The sequence below is a fragment of the Amycolatopsis sp. NPDC059021 genome, from assembly GCF_042739895.1.
Taxonomy (GTDB): Bacteria; Actinomycetota; Actinomycetes; order Mycobacteriales; family Pseudonocardiaceae; genus Amycolatopsis.
Genome location: NZ_JBHYIQ010000130.1, coordinates 8,478 through 24,228 on the forward strand (window position 1 = coordinate 8,478; position 15,751 = coordinate 24,228).

General features: G+C 70.1%; 19 protein-coding genes. 10 read left to right on the forward strand and 9 right to left on the reverse strand.

Translation table 11 applies throughout. The annotated features are described in order from the left end of the window. Positions 1-260: 260 nt before the first annotated feature. From ACFWX1_RS43200 to ACFWX1_RS43210, 3 genes are all read right to left on the reverse strand, one after another. Complete coding sequence (locus ACFWX1_RS43200) at positions 261-662, reverse strand: VOC family protein (RefSeq protein WP_378395703.1); 402 nt, start codon at positions 660-662, stop codon at positions 261-263. Between the two features lie 137 nt (positions 663-799). Next, positions 800-1,417 carry a DUF2867 domain-containing protein gene (locus tag ACFWX1_RS43205; protein WP_378395704.1) on the reverse strand — a complete coding sequence of 206 codons (618 nt, stop codon included), beginning with the start codon at positions 1,415-1,417 and terminating at the stop codon, positions 800-802. After that, positions 1,414-2,094 (reverse strand): molybdopterin-dependent oxidoreductase, encoded by a 681-nt coding sequence (locus tag ACFWX1_RS43210; RefSeq protein ID WP_378395705.1) that lies wholly within the window; start codon positions 2,092-2,094, stop codon positions 1,414-1,416. Before ACFWX1_RS43210 ends, ACFWX1_RS43205 begins: the two co-directional genes overlap by 4 nt. 63 nt (positions 2,095-2,157) lie before the next feature. On the opposite strand from ACFWX1_RS43210, the gene ACFWX1_RS43215 reads away from it, so the two are divergent. Next, the gene (locus ACFWX1_RS43215; RefSeq protein ID WP_378395706.1) at positions 2,158-2,763 is read left to right on the forward strand and encodes a TetR/AcrR family transcriptional regulator; all 606 of its coding nucleotides are present in this window, start codon (positions 2,158-2,160) and stop codon (positions 2,761-2,763) included. Positions 2,764-2,794: 31 nt separating this feature from the next. Here ACFWX1_RS43215 and ACFWX1_RS43220 read toward each other — a convergent pair whose 3' ends face one another. Further along, entirely contained in the window at positions 2,795-3,913 is a 1,119-nt protein-coding gene (locus tag ACFWX1_RS43220) for a C40 family peptidase (protein ID WP_378395707.1), read from the reverse strand. Between the two features lie 80 nt (positions 3,914-3,993). Between ACFWX1_RS43220 and ACFWX1_RS43225 the strand changes: the two genes are divergently transcribed. From ACFWX1_RS43225 to ACFWX1_RS43245, 5 genes are all read left to right on the forward strand, one after another. Next, on the forward strand, positions 3,994-4,803 hold the full coding sequence (locus ACFWX1_RS43225) for a biotin--[acetyl-CoA-carboxylase] ligase (protein WP_378395708.1): 810 nt from the start codon (positions 3,994-3,996) through the stop codon (positions 4,801-4,803). Positions 4,804-4,892: 89 nt separating this feature from the next. Further along, entirely contained in the window at positions 4,893-5,468 is a 576-nt protein-coding gene (locus ACFWX1_RS43230) for a PH domain-containing protein (protein ID WP_378395710.1), read from the forward strand. Further along, on the forward strand, positions 5,468-6,412 hold the full coding sequence (locus ACFWX1_RS43235) for a hydroxymethylglutaryl-CoA lyase (protein ID WP_378395711.1): 945 nt from the start codon (positions 5,468-5,470) through the stop codon (positions 6,410-6,412). Before ACFWX1_RS43230 ends, ACFWX1_RS43235 begins: the two co-directional genes overlap by 1 nt. Positions 6,413-6,588: 176 nt before the next feature. Next, positions 6,589-7,476, forward strand: a complete 888-nt coding sequence (locus ACFWX1_RS43240) for a TNT domain-containing protein (RefSeq protein WP_378395712.1) — start codon at positions 6,589-6,591, stop codon at positions 7,474-7,476. Beyond that, positions 7,473-7,742 carry a hypothetical protein gene (locus ACFWX1_RS43245; RefSeq protein WP_378331776.1) on the forward strand — a complete coding sequence of 90 codons (270 nt, stop codon included), beginning with the start codon at positions 7,473-7,475 and terminating at the stop codon, positions 7,740-7,742. The genes ACFWX1_RS43240 and ACFWX1_RS43245 overlap by 4 nt, the downstream gene beginning before the upstream one ends. 114 nt (positions 7,743-7,856) lie before the next feature. Here the strand turns inward: ACFWX1_RS43245 and hisN are convergent, their stop codons facing one another. Then, a complete protein-coding gene (gene hisN, locus ACFWX1_RS43250) occupies positions 7,857-8,645 on the reverse strand; it encodes a histidinol-phosphatase (protein ID WP_378395714.1) in 789 nt (262 codons plus the stop codon). Positions 8,646-8,687: 42 nt separating this feature from the next. Here hisN and ACFWX1_RS43255 point away from each other — a divergent pair, with 42 nt between their 5' ends. Further along, the gene (locus tag ACFWX1_RS43255; protein ID WP_378395720.1) at positions 8,688-9,398 is read left to right on the forward strand and encodes a response regulator transcription factor; all 711 of its coding nucleotides are present in this window, start codon (positions 8,688-8,690) and stop codon (positions 9,396-9,398) included. A 95-nt stretch (positions 9,399-9,493) separates the two neighbouring features. Next, positions 9,494-10,777, forward strand: a complete 1,284-nt coding sequence (locus ACFWX1_RS43260; RefSeq protein ID WP_378395721.1) for an ATP-binding protein — start codon at positions 9,494-9,496, stop codon at positions 10,775-10,777. Here ACFWX1_RS43260 and ACFWX1_RS43265 read toward each other — a convergent pair whose 3' ends face one another. From ACFWX1_RS43265 to ACFWX1_RS43275, 3 genes are all read right to left on the reverse strand, one after another. Next, the gene (locus ACFWX1_RS43265) at positions 10,778-11,272 is read right to left on the reverse strand and encodes a Pvc16 family protein (RefSeq protein WP_378395715.1); all 495 of its coding nucleotides are present in this window, start codon (positions 11,270-11,272) and stop codon (positions 10,778-10,780) included. It abuts the gene before it with no gap. 3 nt (positions 11,273-11,275) lie between these two features. Beyond that, positions 11,276-11,908 (reverse strand): response regulator transcription factor, encoded by a 633-nt coding sequence (locus ACFWX1_RS43270; RefSeq protein WP_378331723.1) that lies wholly within the window; start codon positions 11,906-11,908, stop codon positions 11,276-11,278. Between the two features lie 578 nt (positions 11,909-12,486). Then, positions 12,487-13,470: a GlxA family transcriptional regulator gene (locus tag ACFWX1_RS43275; protein ID WP_378395716.1), complete on the reverse strand. Its 984-nt coding sequence runs from the start codon at positions 13,468-13,470 to the stop codon at positions 12,487-12,489. Between the two features lie 70 nt (positions 13,471-13,540). Between ACFWX1_RS43275 and ACFWX1_RS43280 the strand changes: the two genes are divergently transcribed. Then, complete coding sequence (locus ACFWX1_RS43280; RefSeq protein WP_378395717.1) at positions 13,541-14,323, forward strand: NAD(P)H-dependent oxidoreductase; 783 nt, start codon at positions 13,541-13,543, stop codon at positions 14,321-14,323. On the opposite strand, the gene ACFWX1_RS43285 is transcribed toward ACFWX1_RS43280, so the two are convergent. After that, a complete protein-coding gene (locus ACFWX1_RS43285; protein ID WP_378395718.1) occupies positions 14,320-15,204 on the reverse strand; it encodes an NAD(P)-dependent oxidoreductase in 885 nt (294 codons plus the stop codon). The two genes, ACFWX1_RS43280 and ACFWX1_RS43285, sit on opposite strands and share 4 nt — an antisense overlap. 100 nt (positions 15,205-15,304) lie before the next feature. On the opposite strand from ACFWX1_RS43285, the gene ACFWX1_RS43290 reads away from it, so the two are divergent. Beyond that, entirely contained in the window at positions 15,305-15,667 is a 363-nt protein-coding gene (locus ACFWX1_RS43290; protein WP_378395719.1) for a winged helix-turn-helix transcriptional regulator, read from the forward strand. The last annotated feature ends 84 nt before the right edge of the window (positions 15,668-15,751 follow it).

A 15,751-nucleotide genomic window follows, 5' to 3' on the forward strand; every position in this document is an offset into this window, starting at 1 on the left:
GCCCGGGGTGTGTGTCGCGAACGCTCCGTTCGGGACGTTCATCGTCGACAACGGAGCGTTCGCGACATCGGGCGATGGGTGTCGGTTCGTGCGCGGCCAGTCAGAGGGACGCCCTGGGTGCATCCACCGCACCCAGGGACACCCTTGTCGCACCCCAGGCCAGCGCACCCCAGGCGTCCTACAACACAACCGGCAACACACACGGCCCCAGCACCCTTAGCAAGAAAACCTCAATGTGGCATTCACGGACCTTCGCCGTTTCAGCCCTGGGTGATGTTGACCATCCAGGTGATGCCGAACCGGTCGACGCACATGCCGAATTCGTCGCCCCAGGCCTGCTTTTCCAGCGGCACGGCGACATTGCCGCCCTCGGAGAGTTTTTCCCAGTATCCCCGCAGTTCGTCGGAATCGTCCCCGCTCACGCTCACGGAAATGCTGCTGCCGCTACCGCGTTCCATGCCCGGCACGGTGTCGGCGGCCATGAGCGTGAACCCGCTGGGCGTTTTCAGCAGGGCGTGCATGATCTTGTCCGCGTTTTCCTGATTGCCGAAGTCGCCGAAAGTGTTCAACGTCAGGTCGCCGCCGAACACGCTCTTGTAGAACTCCATCGCTTGGCGCGCGTTGTCGGTGAAACCGAGGTAGGGGTTCAATGTGGAGGCCACCGGATGCTCCTTGCTGAGGACGGTAGGGCTCGTGACGGTAGAGCATCGTCGCAGATCAACGCGGTCGTCGCTACCCCGGTCACCCACGCGATCGGGGCACCGGAACAGGAGCCCGCCGGTGAATTTCGCACTCCCGGCTAGCGTGCGCCGCGTCGTTCGGCCCAGTACCGGCCGAGATACCGCATGAGTGCCGGATAAATGATCGCGTAGCGGAACGGCTTGATGAAAGCCATGTACGCCTTGCCGACGGCGCCGCGTGGCTTGACGTAGACGGTCATGTGGGCTTGGTACCGGCCGCCGCCCTGGTCCACCCAGGCCAGGTGCATCACGCCGTACATCGTCCGGTTGGATATCTCGTCGGCGAGCTCGGTGCCGGCGCGATACAGCGGGCGGAACGGCTTGTCCGCGAGGCGAGAATCCGTTGCCGTGTCGCGAAGTTCCGCCGGCACCCGGCCGATCAGCGACCGCTCGCCGGTGCCGGGCACGGGCGGCCAGGCGCCCGCGTCGTCCGCCGATGTCGAGATGCGCCCCAGTCCGAACATGCGGCCGAGCAGGTCGCGAATGCCCCACAGCAGGCGCACCGGAAGCGGCGCCGCCCCGGGGAAGTCGATGGAGTGCATGAGGTCGATGACGGCCTCGAAGTCGTCTGGCCCGCCCTCGATGGGAAGGGCCCAGACGTCCTCGACGTCGAAGTCGCGGACGATGTCGTCGATGATCCATCGCCGGGCTTTCAGCGCGTCGCCGGAGGTTCTCATGTGTCCTGCGCTCCTTTCGAGCAGAGATAGCGGATCGGCCGGATGAGGGCGCGATAGAACGGCCGGACCAGCCGTCCGGCGATGCGGGCGTGGCGTTCCTCGTGCCAGACGCGCGCCCGCGGATGCGCTTCGATCAGCCGGTCGAGGACGCCGGTGCCAAGACGGTGTACCGGCAGCGTCGAGCACACTTCGATGAGGCAAAGGTGCTTGGTGCTCAGGTAGCCGTACTGCGCCGGGCAGATCAGCCGTATCGGCGCACCGTGGTCGCCGGCGAGAGGTCGTTCGTTCAACCGGTCAGCCAGCAGGACATCGTCGGCGAGCGCGTCCCGCAACTCGACCACGGATGCGACCTCGTCGAGGCCTTCGAACGCAAGGTGAGTGACCGTGCTGTCCGGCTCCAGCACGGGTTCGACGAACCGGCGGTAGAAGTCGGCGAAGCGCACGCCTTCCCAGCGCAGGCCGGTCGCGGTCCAGCCGGCTACGCAATGGAAGTCGGCGACGATTTCACGCCGGGGCAGGTCGGACAGTTCCGCCAGCCGCACCTCCGGGCGTCCGCGCACCGCACCGCTCAGAGCGATAACGGGGTCCTCGGGTACGGGAGGTGGCGGCCGGTGCAGATGTGTTCCGAAGCGCGGAAATCCGTCCACACGGCGTTGTCCGGGCGGAAGTGTGTTCATCGTAGCCCCCAAACCGACCGACGGTCGTTCACCGACCGATAGTCAGTCTGTATGCTCGCGCCGGTGAGTGTCAAGCGGCTACGGGAACGGCAAGCGGAGGCCACGCGTGAGCTGCTGGTCGGGATCGCACGGGAGCGATTCGTCGAGCAGGGCTACGCAGCCACCGCGATCGACGACATCGTGCGGCGCGCCGGTATCGCGAAGGGCGCGCTCTATCACCACTTCAGCGGCAAGGACGCGCTGTTCAAGGCGGTCTACGACGTGGTGCTGGACGAAACCGCCGAAGCTGTGCTGACCGCGGCGCTGGCCGAACAGGAGCCGTGGGCCGCGGTGCGGGCGGGCTTGTCCGCGTTCCTCGACGCCTGCTTGCAGCCGGCGTTCCGGCGGGTCGTGATCATCGACAGCGTGGCGGTGCAAGCCGCGAACTCGTGGGAAGGCGGTCTCGAAGGCGTCGAACTTCCGATGCTGCGTACCGTGCTGACCCCGCTGGTGGACAGCGCCGCCTTGCCGGATGTCGCGCTCGACCCCTTGGCACACGTCGCGCTCGGGGGCCTCTACGGCGCAGCGCTGTACATCGCCCGAGCCGCCGATCCACAGGCCGCCCGCACTGAGTCCGACGCCGTTCTCGACATCGTCCTTCGCGGCGTGCGAGCCGTCGCTACCGGGTAATCAGCCATGAAAACCTGCTCCGGCAGGAATTCTAGGCGGGCCGGCCCGCGCCGGCGTAGTCGTCGCCCCGCGTGTGGTACGTGTGGATCTGGATCGCCTGTCCCTCGGTCGGCGCGTTGATCATCAGGCCGTTGCCGAGATAGAGGCCGACGTGGTGGATGTCGACGGCGGGATTGCCGTAGAAGACGAGATCGCCGAGCGTCGGCTCCCCCGGCACGCGCTGGGTCGCGAGGTACTGGGTGTGCGCCGTCCGCGGCAACGCGACGCCCGCGCTGTCGTAGGCGGCCTTGGTCAGCCCGGAGCAGTCGAACCCGGCGGAACCCGCCTCGGGCCCGTTGCCGCCCCAGACGTAGGGAAGGCCGAGCTGGCCGAGCGCGAACCGGGTCGCGCGCACCGCCGGAGTCCCGGACTTCGCCGGGTCGAGCGAAAGCGTCGCGTACAGCTGGGCGTTGCCGAGTACACGCTGGCGGAACAGCTCGGTGTCGTTGCCGCCGCCGGGATTCTTGAAGTTCGCGACGGCCTTCCACCAGCCGTTGCCGCCACCGAGGTCGCCTCCGCCCGCACACAGCGCGCGGCCCGCCGCGACCGACGCCGCGTCGGGGTCGGTCACCACGGGCTTCGCGATCCCGGGCGTCCCACCGCCGTATTTGCTCCACTGCGCCGGGGACAGGCCGAGCGGTCCGTGCTGCGGATCCGCGGTCCGGCCGTGATTCGAGCTCGCCGCGCCGACCCCGGCCAGCGTCACCCACGACAGATGGCAGCTCGGCTGTTCGGAACGCAACTGGAGCTCGCCGTTGGCGTAGCCGATGAGCGCGTTCGCCGGGATGTCGAGCGGTCCGGCCAGTTTGTCGGCCCAGTCCTGGAGCGGGTTCCGGCCGCCGCTCGCCCCGCCCTGGCTCGGCTCCTTCGCCTTGACCGGCGCGCTCACCTCGAGCACGGACGGGCCGGACGCGGCCGCACCGGCGTTCGCCGCGGGCACCGGGACGGGCGGCGGCGCGGCTGCCGGGGTGTCCTCGCCACGGGTCACCAACCAGCCCGCGGTGGCCAGCCCGGCCACCAGTGGCAGGGCGACCAGCCCGCGCAGAGCCGCGCCACGGGCCCAGGAAGTCGGTTTCGGAGCGGCTTCGGGCGCGGGTTCGGGCGGCGTCACGTCGTCCAGGTTAGAAGAGCCCACTCCTGCCTAACGAGCGGACAGCTTGCGCGTTAGGGGGACTCTCATATTGTGGGCGCATGTCGTCCATCGATGGTGCGCTCCTGCGGGACCGGCTCGGCGACCGGTACGCCGCGGTCGAGGTCGTGCCCAGCACCGGCTCCACCAACGCCGACCTGCGGGAAGCCGTCGCGAAGGGCGCCGCCGACCGGACCGTGCTGCTCGCCGAGGAACAGACCGCCGGGGTCGGCAGGCGGGCCCGTTCCTGGGTCTCGCCGAAGGGGTCCGGGCTGTATCTCAGCGTCGCGCTGCGGCCGCACGGCGTGTCGTTCACGGCGCTGGGCTCGCTGTCGATCGTCGCCGGGCTCGCCGTCCGCGCGGTCGCCGAACGGCTCGGCGTGGACGCGGTGCTGAAGTGGCCCAACGACGTCCTCGCCGGGGCTTCGCGCGCGAAATGCGCGGGCATTCTCGCCGACGCGGTCGCCGGCGACGACGCCTCGGTGGTGCTCGGAATCGGGCTCAACGTGCTGCCACTCGGCGAGAACGTCCCGGCCGGTGCGGGCGGGCTGCCCGCCACGTCGCTGGCGGAACAGGGGGCGACCAGCACCGACCGCGGCGAGATCGCGGCGTTGCTGCTCACCGAACTGGACGACCGGGAGCGCCGCTGGCGCCTCGCCGGGGGCGACCTCACCGAGGCCGGGCTGCTGGGCGAATACCGGCAGCACTGCGCCACGCTCGGCCAGGACGTCGAGGTCCAGCTGCCGGACGGCAGCACGCTGTCCGGCCGGGCCGCCGACGTCGACGCCGCCGGGCAACTGCAGGTCGACGTCGCCGACGGGCGCAGGCACACCGTCTTCGCGGGTGACGTCGTGCACGTTCGCCCCGCCTGAGGGAAACGCCGCGTCACCCGGTCGCGAGCGGGGGTCCCGCCGGTACGGTGAAGGCACCAGCGCCGCATAACACCTTGGGAGCGTCCGCCGTGGCCTATCCGGACGATTTGCTCAGCGAGCAAGAGCACGTCGTAGTGCACAGTCACCCGCATTTCAAGATGCTGATCTGGCCCGTCATCGCGCTGCTCGTGGTCCTCGGCGGCGGCACCTGGCTCGCCATCCTGGCGAAGGACGCGTCGTCGCCGTGGAACTCCGTCGGGCTGATCGCGCTCGGCGTCGTGGCGCTCGTGCTGGTGGTGTGGCTCTTCCTGACCCCGCTCGTGCGCTGGCGCACGACGCACTTCATCGTCACCACCGACCGGCTGATCGCGCGCGAGGGCGTACTCAAGCGCACCGGGATCGACATCCCGATGTCGCGGATCAACAGCGTGCAGTTCGAACACGGGCTCACCGACCGGATCTTCGGCTGCGGCACGCTCATCATCGAGTCGGCCTCGCACGAGCCGCTGCGCTTCGACGACATCCCGCGGGTCGAGCACGTGCACACGGTGATCTACCGCGAGGTCAACGACAACCCGTACGACGACTACCGCGAGGCGGGGCCGCAGGACACCGAGCCCCTGCCGCCGCAGAGCCACCCGCGGCGCGGGAACCGGAGGGCCTGATGGGCGCGCGCGAAGCAGGACTGCCGGACGTCGTCCCGTCGGCCTCGGGACTGCCGGAGCGGGTGACCATCTGGGAGGTCGGGCCCCGGGACGGGCTGCAGAACGAGAGGGCGGTCGTCCCGGTCGAGGTGAAGCTGGAGTTCCTCGACCGGCTCGCCGCCGCCGGGCTCACCACACTCGAGGCGACCAGCTTCGTGCACCCGAAGTGGGTCCCGCAGCTGGCCGACGCGGAGCAGTTGCTCGCGGGCCTCGATCGCCGCGAGGGCGTCCGTTATCCCGTGCTGGTGCCGAACGAGCGCGGCCTGAACCGCGCGCTGGACGCCGGTGTCGCGCACATCGCGATCTTCGCCAGCGCCACCGAGACGTTCGCGCAGCGCAACCTCAATTCCACTGTGGACGAACAGTTCGCGATGTTCGAGCCGGTCGTCACCCGCGCCCGTGCCGAAGGACTGGACGTGCGCGGGTACCTGTCGATGTGCTTCGGCGACCCGTGGGAAGGCCCGGTTCCGGCGGAGCAGGTCGTCAAGGCAGGCAAGCGATTGCTCGACCTCGGCTGCTCCCAGCTCTCGCTGGGCGACACGATCGGCGTCGCCACCCCGGGACAGGTCGAAGCGCTGATCTCGGGCTATCGCGAAGCCGGTGCCGATGTCGGCGCTCTCGCGGTGCACTTCCACGACACCTACGGCCAGGCCCTGTCGAACACCCTCGCCGCGCTCCACTGTGGAGTGTCCACTGTGGATTCCTCGGCGGGCGGGCTCGGCGGCTGCCCGTACGCGGAGTCGGCGACCGGGAACCTCGCCACCGAGGATCTCGTGTGGTTGCTCGACGGGCTGGGCATCGAGCACGGCGCGAACCTGGACGCGCTCGTCGAGACCAGCGTCTGGATGGCAGGGAAGCTCGGCAGGCCGAGTCCGTCCCGGGTGGTCAACGCGCTGGCGAAGTGACCCGCGGCGGACGGACCGTGACCGCCCGGATGGGGGTTACGGCGCCAACGATCGAGTGACTCCTCCCTCGTTCGGGGAAATGTCCGCTGCGGACGGAACCGGGTGGGTGCAAGATGCGTCGAACGTGATACCGCCCGTCTGACCGACGGCGGGAGGACCGAGCCGGAGGGGGTGCCGTGGCCGACGTGCCGTCGCAGCCCGAACCGGGCGACACCGAGGTGGAGACCGGCCCGGTCCAGTTGCCGTCGCAGTACGGCGGCCTGCTCGACTCGCGGGGTTTCGACGAGGTGCCCACGCCGCCGTCCGGATTCGGCGCGCCCGCGCCGTGGCCGTCGGCGGTGGTGGCCCCGGTGGCCCCGGTGGCCCCGCCGGTCTCCCCGCCGCCCGTTCCGCCCCCTGTCGTTCCGCCGTCGGCGGCTCCGCCCGGCAAGCCGCCGCTGGGGGCGCCGCGAACCGAACGGGAGAGCGTCGTCGCGCTCTTCCTCGTGCACATGTTCCCGATCGGCCACCTGCCGGTCGCCACCGACCGGCCCGCCCGGCAACTGCCGCTGCCCGGCGACGCCGTCGCGGCCGGACCGTTCGAGCACCCGGACGCCGCGCTGCTCGACGACGCCTCGGCGTACGAGAACGTCCGTGCCGGTTTCCGTCGTTCGGCCACGGTGCCCTCGGTCGCGCCGCCCCCGGAGCTGTCCGAGGACTACGAACCGGCCACCGGCGTCGAGGACCAGGGCTGGCCGCCCGGCGCGTTGTTCCCCGACGGCGGCCTCGACGCGGCCGAGCCCGTCCTCCTGCCGGAAGGCGCGCTGCTCGACCGCTTCGGCGGCGCCGAGGGCCGCGTCTTCGCCGTCGACGGCACGCCCTTCGCGCGGCGTTCGCTGCCGCCGTCGGCGCTGGAGGCCGGGTATCGGCGTTACCGCGTGACGCGCCCGGTGCCGATGTGGCGTTCGGTGTCGGCGGAATGGTTCGGGCAGCCGGGCGGCGGGACGCGGCTGCGTGCCGTGCTGAGCGCTGACGAGCTGGTCACCTTGGGATTCCTGGCCGACATCACGGGGGAAACGCGATGAACACGCAGTCGATCGTGCGCTGGCTCGACGCGCTGGGTGTGCCGCCCGAGGTGGTGTCGATCGGGGCCGAGGCCGACAACGCCTGGTGTGTCCTGCGGACGGACGACGACGCGGCCGGGGCCTCGTGGGAGGTGTTCTGGCGCGAGCAGGGCAACCGGTACGACTGGGCGCGGTTCAGCAGCGAACAGGTCGCGTGCCACTACCTGTTCGGCCGTCTCGCCTGGGCGCAGGTCGCCCGCGGCGCCGTCGGCCTCCTGCCCAGCTGACCCCGCCCCGGTCCGCCCGGCAAGCGATAGCAAAGGTCCCTTGCTCCCCCTTCGAAGGTCCGTGGGGGCCTCCTTGAGGGACCCAGAGTCCCTCAAGGAGGCCCCCACGGAACGTCAGCGGCGTAGGTGGGAGAGGGCGGCGTCGTGGACGAGGCCGTTGGTGGAGAGCGCGCTCCCGGTGTCGTAGCGCGGCTCCCCCGAGAGGTCGGTGAACCGCCCGCCCGCCTCGGTCACGATGATCTGCGCCGCGGCGACGTCCCACGGGTTCACGATGCACTCCGCGGCGACGTCCAGCGCGCCCTCCGCGACGAGGCAGTGCTGCCAGAAGTCGCCGAACGCCCGGCTCTCCCAGCACGCGTCGACGAACTGCAGGTAGCGCTCGCGCGAGTGGTACTCGGTCCACGAGCCGAGGTCGGTGGTGGACACGTACGCGTCCTCGAGCGACGACACCGCCGACACCGAGAGCCGCCGCTCCCCCGCGGCGTCGCGCAGCCAGGCGCCTTCGCCGAGCGCGGCCCACCAGCGGCGGCCGAGCAGCGGGGCGCTGATCATCCCCACCACGGGTGAGCCGTCCTCCACCAGGGCGATGAGGGTCGCCCAGACGGGTACCCCGCGCAGGAAGTTCTTGGTTCCGTCGATCGGGTCGAGTACCCAGGCCCGGCCGGTGGCGCCCGCGGTGCCGCCGCGTTCCTCGCCCGCGACGTCGTCGCCGGGCCGTTCCGCGCTCAGGATCTCCCTGATCGCGTCCTCGACGGCGGTGTCCGCGTCGGTGACCGGCGTGCGGTCCGGTTTCCGCTCGACGGCGAGGTCCAGCGCCCGGAACCGGGCGGTCGTGATGGTGTCGGCCGCGTCGGCCAGCCGGGTGGCGAGGTCAAGATCATGACGGTATCCAGGCACGGTCACGATGGTTTCACGGCTAACGGTCGTAAAGTTGACCAGGTGAGCATGGTCCTACTTGCCGAAGACGACCCCGCCATCGCCGAACCGCTGTCCCGGGCGCTCGAACGCGAAGGCTACGAGGTCAAGGTGGTCACCGACGGGCCGTCCGTCCTCGACGCCACCAGTGCCGACCGCGTCGACCTGCTCGTCCTCGATCTCGGGCTGCCCTCGATGGACGGCCTCGAGGTGTGCCGCAGACTCCGCGCGAGCGGCACCGAGATGCCGGTGCTGATGCTTACCGCGCGCACCGACGAGGTCGACTTCGTCGTCGGTCTCGACGCCGGTGCCGACGACTACGTCGCCAAGCCGTTCCGGCTCGCCGAACTGCTCGCCCGCATCCGCGCGCTGCTGCGCCGCCGCGCGCCGGAGGTGCTGGAGGCGGCAGGCGTGCGGATGGATCTCGGCGCCCGGCTGGTCACCGTCGACCTGCGCGAGGTCCAGCTGGCGAACAAGGAGTTCGAGCTGCTGCGGGTCCTGATGAGCCGCGCGGGCCAGGTCGTCAGCCGCGACGAGATCCTCGCCGAGGTCTGGAACGACCTCGAATCGAAGACGTCGAAAACGCTCGACATGCACATGTCCTGGCTGCGCCGGAAGCTGGCGATCGCCGCCGAGGAGGCGGCCGGGCGGCCCGCGAAGGCGTCGTCGGTGCATTCGGGCGACGGCGAACGCCGGATCGCCACCGTCCGGGGTGTCGGCTTCCGGTTCAACACCGAATAGCCTGCGCTCATGAGCGATGCTTGCGAGCGAATCATGGACATCATGCGCCAAAAAGGATTGAACGCAGCCTCGCGGAGCGAGTCCATCGCATGACCATGCGCCGCCGGATCCTGCTGGCGATCCTCCTCGCCGTCACGGTCACCGCGGCGGTGCTGGGCATCCCGCTCGGGATCACCGCGTGGCGGCTGGTGGAGAACTTCTACCGGGAGAACCTCGCCGGGTCGGCCCGGCAGGTCGCCGCCATCCTGGACAACGAGCTGGCCAACGGGCAGGAGATCGACCTCGACCAGGTCCGGGCGGCGGTGCAGGCGAACGGCCTGCTCACCGTGCGCGCGAACGGGCTGATCGAGAAACGCTACGGCACCTCGCCGGGGCCGGATCCGCTCACCGAAAGCGTCCCGATCGCCCGGGAAGGCACGGTCGTACTGTCCATCCCGTCCGGGCCGATGCGCGCCCGCCAGACCCAGGTGACCCTGCTCGTCGTGCTCCTCGTCGTGCTTTCGGTGGGCACCGGCGCCGTGGTCGCCACCGTGACCGCGCGCCGGCTCGCGCGGCCGCTGCGGCACGTCGCCGAACGCGCGTCCAAACTCGGCGGTGGCGACTTCCGGCCCGATCCCAGCCGCTACGGCGTCGGCGAACTCGACATGGTCGCCGAGGCACTCGACGCTTCCGGCACCGCGCTGGCCCAGCTCGTGCAGCGGGAACGCCAGCTCGTCGGCGACGTCTCGCATCAGCTGCGCAGCAGGCTCACCGCCCTGCAACTGCGGCTGGAACCCCTCACCCTGCATCCCGACGCCGAGGTCGCCGACGAATCCAAGGCCGCGCAGGAACAAGCCGACCGGCTCGCGGAGGCACTCGACGAACTGCTCGCCGCAGCGCGCGCCGCCCGCGAAGTCGGCGCGGAACCGGTCGAGCTGTCCGACGCCCTGCCCGAGATGTGCCAGGAGTGGCGTCAGCTGCTTCGCGCCGAAGGCCGGAACATCCGGCTGAAGATCGCCGACGGGCTCACCGTGCGGGTCACTCCCGCGCGGCTGCGCGAGGTCATCGGCGTCCTGCTGGACAACGCGCTGCAACACGGCGCGGGCACGGTTTCTCTTACAGCGCGGCGAGGCGACGCCGATGGCACGGTCGTCATCGAAGTCGCCGACACCGGTTCCGGCGTCCCCGACGAACTCGCCCCGCACATCTTCGAACGCGGATTCTCCGGCGGCGGCTCGACCGGTGTCGGGCTGGCGCTGGCCAGGGCGCTCGTCGAGGCCGACGGCGGCAGGCTCGAACTGTCCAGCAAACGGCCCGCGGTGTTCAGCCTGTTCCTTAAGATCCCGCGCCCGGGAGACGTCGGCGAAGTGCGCTGGCCCGCCGAACGCGTGCCGCGCTGATCATCGCTTCGGAGCGGTGACCCCGGCGGTCACGCTGACGACGAAGCCGGCGCGGGCGGGGATGCCGAGGCTGGGCCACAGGCCCGTCGGATCGGTGCCGGCGAGGGAAAGGCTCACCGGCAGACCACCCTCCTCGACGTCGGCGGGCAGCAGGCCCGACTCGACCACGGCGTACAACGCGGCGTCGAGCAGGGTGTGTTCCTCGTGGACCCGGCCCGCCCGCGCGGTGACCAAATAGGACAGTGTGCAGCGGCGCGCGGGGCGCGTAACGCCGGTACCCCCGGCACCGGCGTTACGACCCCCGTCCCGCGCCACTCCCCTCGCGGGCGTTTCTTCCGCGGCCGCGGCGTGCAGGGCGAAGAGGAACAACTCCACGCTCCGCACCCGGTTTTCGGACTGCCAGGCCGGTTTCGGCGGGTCCAGCCGGATTTCCGTCCCCTCGGGCAGATGGGGCCGGATGAGCCGGCACAACGCCGCGTCGACCTGGGTGATCATGGCCTAGATCAGCCCTTCCCGGAGCGCGTAGGCCACCGCGTGCGACCGGTTGCGCAGCTGGAACCGGTTGGTGACGTCGTGCAGGATGCTCTTCACCGTCCGCTGCGAATAGCACAGCTGATCAGCGATCTCCTGGGTCGAAAACCCGGAAGCGACGAGCTTGAGCACCTCGGTCTCCCGGTTGCTCATCCCGCCGAGGTGCAACCCACGCGGTTGCAGAACCTGGCGCTGCAGCCGGGAAACCCGGTGCAGCAGCCTGCCGAGCAGATCGGGCGGCAGCGCGCCCTCCCCCGCCGCCGCGGCCTTGATCAGCCGCACCAGCACGTCGGGCCCGGCCTCGGCGCGGCGGGCGACCGCGCAGACCCCGTGCTCGACGGCGCTGAGGATCTCGTTGTCGTCGACTTCCCCCGCGACCAGCACGATGCGGGTGAATCCCTGGCAGTGCAACGCGGACAGCAGCTGGGTCATACCGTCGTCGAGACGATCGGCGACCAGCAGCGCGACCATGCTCGGTTCGGCGGATTCCCCGTCCACCACCCAGACGTCGTCGCGGGAACGCAGCGCCATGCAGACGCCGTTGTGCAGGATCGGATCGGTGGCGCGTACGACCACGGGTGTGCGGTTCGGTTCGAACATCGTTTCCCATTCCCCTCGAACTACTGCGGTGGTCCCACCCGCCGCTCCATCACCCTGCCGGGTCAGGTGTCCCGGGCGCATGGGACCGCTGTCCCGTTGTTGCCCGAAAGACCGGCCCGATAGCCGTACCGATCACCGCCCTGTTCGCGCTCAGCGAAGAGCTATGTCCGCGATAGTCACGCGGCCCCGCAAATGCGGGGAGCACGGCCATCCGGTCACCGACTACACGCGGTTCGAGGAATCAGCCCCGCGTGGGCGGGGAGCACTGCATCGTGGCGATCTCGCAGGCGAGTTCGGCGGGATCAGCCCCGCGCGAGCGAGGAACACCGTGACGCGCCTGCACGTGTCCGCCTGTCCTGCGGACCAACCCCGCGCAAGCGGGGAACACTGGCTCAGGGTGAGCGCTACGCTGGGGGCAGCGGGATCAGCCCCGCATGGGCGGGGAGCACTGGTGGTGGGTGAGCAGGCGGAGCAGGGCGTCGGGGTCAGCCCCGCGTGGGCGGGGAGCGCACTTCTTGACCAGCCACTTTAGCGCCGCACTGCGAGGTTTTCCTTCACTTCGCAGCATCCTCCCCTGCTCAGACCGCGCTGCGGAACGTCGTCCGGTACGCACTCGGAGACACCCCAAGCGCGGACTGCAAGTGCTGCCGCAGTGACGCCGCCGTCCCGAAACCGGCCTCCTCAGCGACCCGATCGATCGGCAGATCCGATTCCTCCAGCAGCTGCCGCGCGCGTTCGACGCGTTGCTGGGTCAGCCACTGCACCGCCGACATCCCGACCTCTTCGCGGAAGCGCCGGGTGAACGTCCGGGTGCTCATCGACTCCCGCGCCGCCAGTTCGCGCAACGTCAGCGGCCGGTGCAGATTTTCCAACGCCCACGCCCGCGCGGCGGCGGTCGACGAACTCTGGGTCTCCGGCACCGGGCGCACGATGAACTGCGCCTGCCCGCCATCGCGGTGCGGGGAAACCACCGTGCCGCGAGCGACGTCGTTGGCGACGGCAGCCCCGTGGTCGCAGCGGATCATGTGCAGGCACAGGTCGATGCCCGACGCCACACCCGCCGACGTCAGCACGTTCCCGTCGTCGGTGTAAAGCACGTCGGCGTTGACCTTGACCTGAGGGAAGCGTTCCTGGAACTCGCACGCCGAACGCCAGTGTGTCGTCGCGCGGCGGCCGTCGAGCAGTCCGGCGGCGGCCAGGACGAACGCGCCGGTGCAGATCGACGCGATCCGGGTGCCGGGCCGGATCAGTGCGAGCGCGCGCTCGACGGGCGGGGTGAGCGCGTGCGCGTCCGGTTCGTACTCGACCCGCGAGGCCGGGATGATCACCGTGTCCACCTCGGCCAGCACCTCCGGGCCCTGGTCGACGGTGATCGTGATGTCCGAGTCGGTGCGGACCTGGCCCGGCTCGGGCGTACAGGTGACGACCTCGTACAGCGGTTCGCCGTCGGCGGATTTGGCCTGGCGGAACAGCCGGTGCACGATGCCGAGCTCCATCACGAGCATGCCCTGCCGGACCAGCACCGCGACGCGATGCCGTCCGGGATGAGTGAAAACGGCCATGGCTCGATTCTTACACATGATGGCCATCGGGCCACTGTCACGACCCTGCCACCGCGTCGACCATGAGGTTATGAACGTCTTGTGGATCTCCGCTCATCCCGAACCACGATCGCTGAACGGCGCGCTGCGCGACGAAGGCATCGACACGCTGCGCGCGCTCGGCCACGAGGTCCGCGAGTCCGATCTGTACGCCATGAACTGGAATCCCGTCGTCGACCGCGCGGACTACGCCGCCGATCCCGACGAGCGTTTCTTCGTCGGCCCTCGCTCGGAACAGGCTTTCACGGAACAGACGCTGAGCGCGGACATCGTTGCGGAGCAAGAAAAACTACACTGGGCCGACACGGTGATCATCCAGTTCCCGCTGTGGTGGTACGGAATGCCCGCGATTCTCAAGGGCTGGTTCGACCGCGTTTTCGTCAAGGGCTTCGGCTACGGAACCCGCGCCGCCGACGGTCATGTCCGGCGTTACGGCGAAGGCGTGCTCGAAGGCAAGCGCGCGATGGTGCTCGTCACCGCCGGAGGCCCCGAAGCGACCTTCGGACCGCGCGGGGTCAACGGCGATCTCGACGAGCTGTTGTTCGGCCTGCAGCACGGAGCCCTGTGGTACACCGGAATGTCCGTGCTGCCGCCGCTGGCCGTGTACGGCGCGAACCGGGTTTCCGACGACCACTACGCACAAGCCGTCGCCGAACTGCGCGACCGGCTCAAGACGCTGGACTGCACCGAGCCACTGCCGTTCCGCGCGCAGCGAAGCGGTGACTACGACGAGGATCTCGTCCTGAAGCCGGAGCACGCGCCCGGAGTCACCGGCCTCCGGGCGCATCTCCGGGCGCATCTCCGGGCGCGCTAAGCCTTCGCGAACACCTCGATGAGGCTGGTGAAGCTGTCGTCCCCATGGCCCGCCGCCACTCCGCGGCGGAACACGTCCCGCACGGCCGAAGGCAGCGAGGAATCGACCCCCGCCTCCTCGGCCGTGCGCACGACGTGGTCCACGCTCGCCTCTCCCATGGCGAGCCGTTCGAATTCGCCGGAGTACTCGCCCGCGTCGATCTTCTCCGTGTAGAAGCCGATCCCCGTCGCGACGGACGTCAAGGTGGGCGAGACGTACGGCGCGAACTCGGCGGCGGTGATGCCGTGGGCACGCGCCACCGACAGCGTGTGCACGTAGGCGAGCGCCGCCGGCCAGAAAAGGCTCATCTGCAGCTGGTAGTACAACGCCCCCAGGCCGGGATCCTCGCCGCGGTAGTCGGTTCCGGTGAGCACGGCGAGCGTGTCCCGATGCGCCTCGAAGGCGTCCCGGGGTCCACTGTAGAAAGTGGACGCTTCGCCGCTGCCGATGTCCAGCGCCGATGCCATCACCCCGCCCGTCAGCTGCCGGGCACCGCGTTCGGCGAACCACGCCGCGGCGGCCCTGGCCTTCGCCGGGGTCTCGGACGTGAGGTTCGCGATCACCTTGCCGGACAAGGCTTCCGAGGCCGGTTCGAGAAGTGCGTACACCACGTCGTAGTCGGTCAGGCTGAGCACGACCAGTTCGGCGGCGCCCAGCGCCTCACCGATCGTGGCCGCCCTGGTGGCACCCTTGGCCACCAGCTCGTCGGCCTTGCTCGCGGTACGGTTCCAGACGGTCACCGGATGGCCGTGGCCGAGGAAGGCGCCCACCATCGCCCTGCCCATGGGGCCGAGGCCGATGACGGTGACCGCTTGTTTGGTCTCCCCTGTGTTCTCTCGCATGTCCGCAATGCTGCTTGCGCGCTTTACTATCGACAAGTACCCACTTTAAAGTCAGGTACCCACCAAAAGGTAACCATCAAGCGCGGCAAGGAGATCCGGGATGCGGTCGGCGGAAAGGTACCTCTGCGGTCTCGACGCGGCGGTCGACGTCATCGGCGGCAAGTGGAAGGTGCTGATCCTCTGGGCACTGGACGCAGGGCCGCGGCGGTTCGGCGAAGTGAAGCGGGAGATCGAGGGCATCAGCGAAAAGATGCTCATCCAGTCGCTGCGTGAACTCGAATCCGACGAGATCGTGCACCGCGAGGTGTTCCACGAAATCCCGCCGAAGGTCGAGTACTCGCTGACGCCGCTGGGCCAGTCGCTCAACGCGGCGCTGGGGCCGCTCGGCGACTGGGGCTACCAGAACATGAAGCGGATCGAGAAGAACCGCTGCGCCGCCAAACGTCCGCGCACGCCTCAGTGAGGTGGCGGCCTCGTCGGGAGGTGCCGGGGCGGTGGGGGGGGGGGCGGCGGGCGCGCCCGCGGGCGACGCCCCCCCCCGCGGCAG

Bases quoted from the DNA above. Each gene is read 5' to 3' on its own strand.
- ACFWX1_RS43225 (WP_378395708.1), top strand. From the start codon at position 3,994: ATGTCGTCCATCGATGGTGCGCTCCTGCGGGACCGGCTCGGCGACCGG.
- ACFWX1_RS43255 (WP_378395720.1), top strand. From the start codon at position 8,688: ATGGTCCTACTTGCCGAAGACGACCCCGCCATCGCCGAACCGCTGTCC.
- ACFWX1_RS43265 (WP_378395715.1), bottom strand. From the start codon at position 11,272: ATGATCACCCAGGTCGACGCGGCGTTGTGCCGGCTCATCCGGCCCCAT.
- ACFWX1_RS43280 (WP_378395717.1), top strand. From the start codon at position 13,541: ATGAACGTCTTGTGGATCTCCGCTCATCCCGAACCACGATCGCTGAAC.
- ACFWX1_RS43245 (WP_378331776.1), top strand. From the start codon at position 7,473: ATGAACACGCAGTCGATCGTGCGCTGGCTCGACGCGCTGGGTGTGCCG.
- ACFWX1_RS43270 (WP_378331723.1), bottom strand. From the start codon at position 11,908: ATGTTCGAACCGAACCGCACACCCGTGGTCGTACGCGCCACCGATCCG.
- ACFWX1_RS43205 (WP_378395704.1), bottom strand. From the start codon at position 1,417: ATGAGAACCTCCGGCGACGCGCTGAAAGCCCGGCGATGGATCATCGAC.
- ACFWX1_RS43210 (WP_378395705.1), bottom strand. From the start codon at position 2,094: ATGAACACACTTCCGCCCGGACAACGCCGTGTGGACGGATTTCCGCGC.
- ACFWX1_RS43290 (WP_378395719.1), top strand. From the start codon at position 15,305: ATGCGGTCGGCGGAAAGGTACCTCTGCGGTCTCGACGCGGCGGTCGAC.
- ACFWX1_RS43285 (WP_378395718.1), bottom strand. From the start codon at position 15,204: ATGCGAGAGAACACAGGGGAGACCAAACAAGCGGTCACCGTCATCGGC.
- ACFWX1_RS43275 (WP_378395716.1), bottom strand. From the start codon at position 13,470: ATGGCCGTTTTCACTCATCCCGGACGGCATCGCGTCGCGGTGCTGGTC.
- ACFWX1_RS43260 (WP_378395721.1), top strand. From the start codon at position 9,494: ATGCGCCGCCGGATCCTGCTGGCGATCCTCCTCGCCGTCACGGTCACC.
- ACFWX1_RS43235 (WP_378395711.1), top strand. From the start codon at position 5,468: ATGGGCGCGCGCGAAGCAGGACTGCCGGACGTCGTCCCGTCGGCCTCG.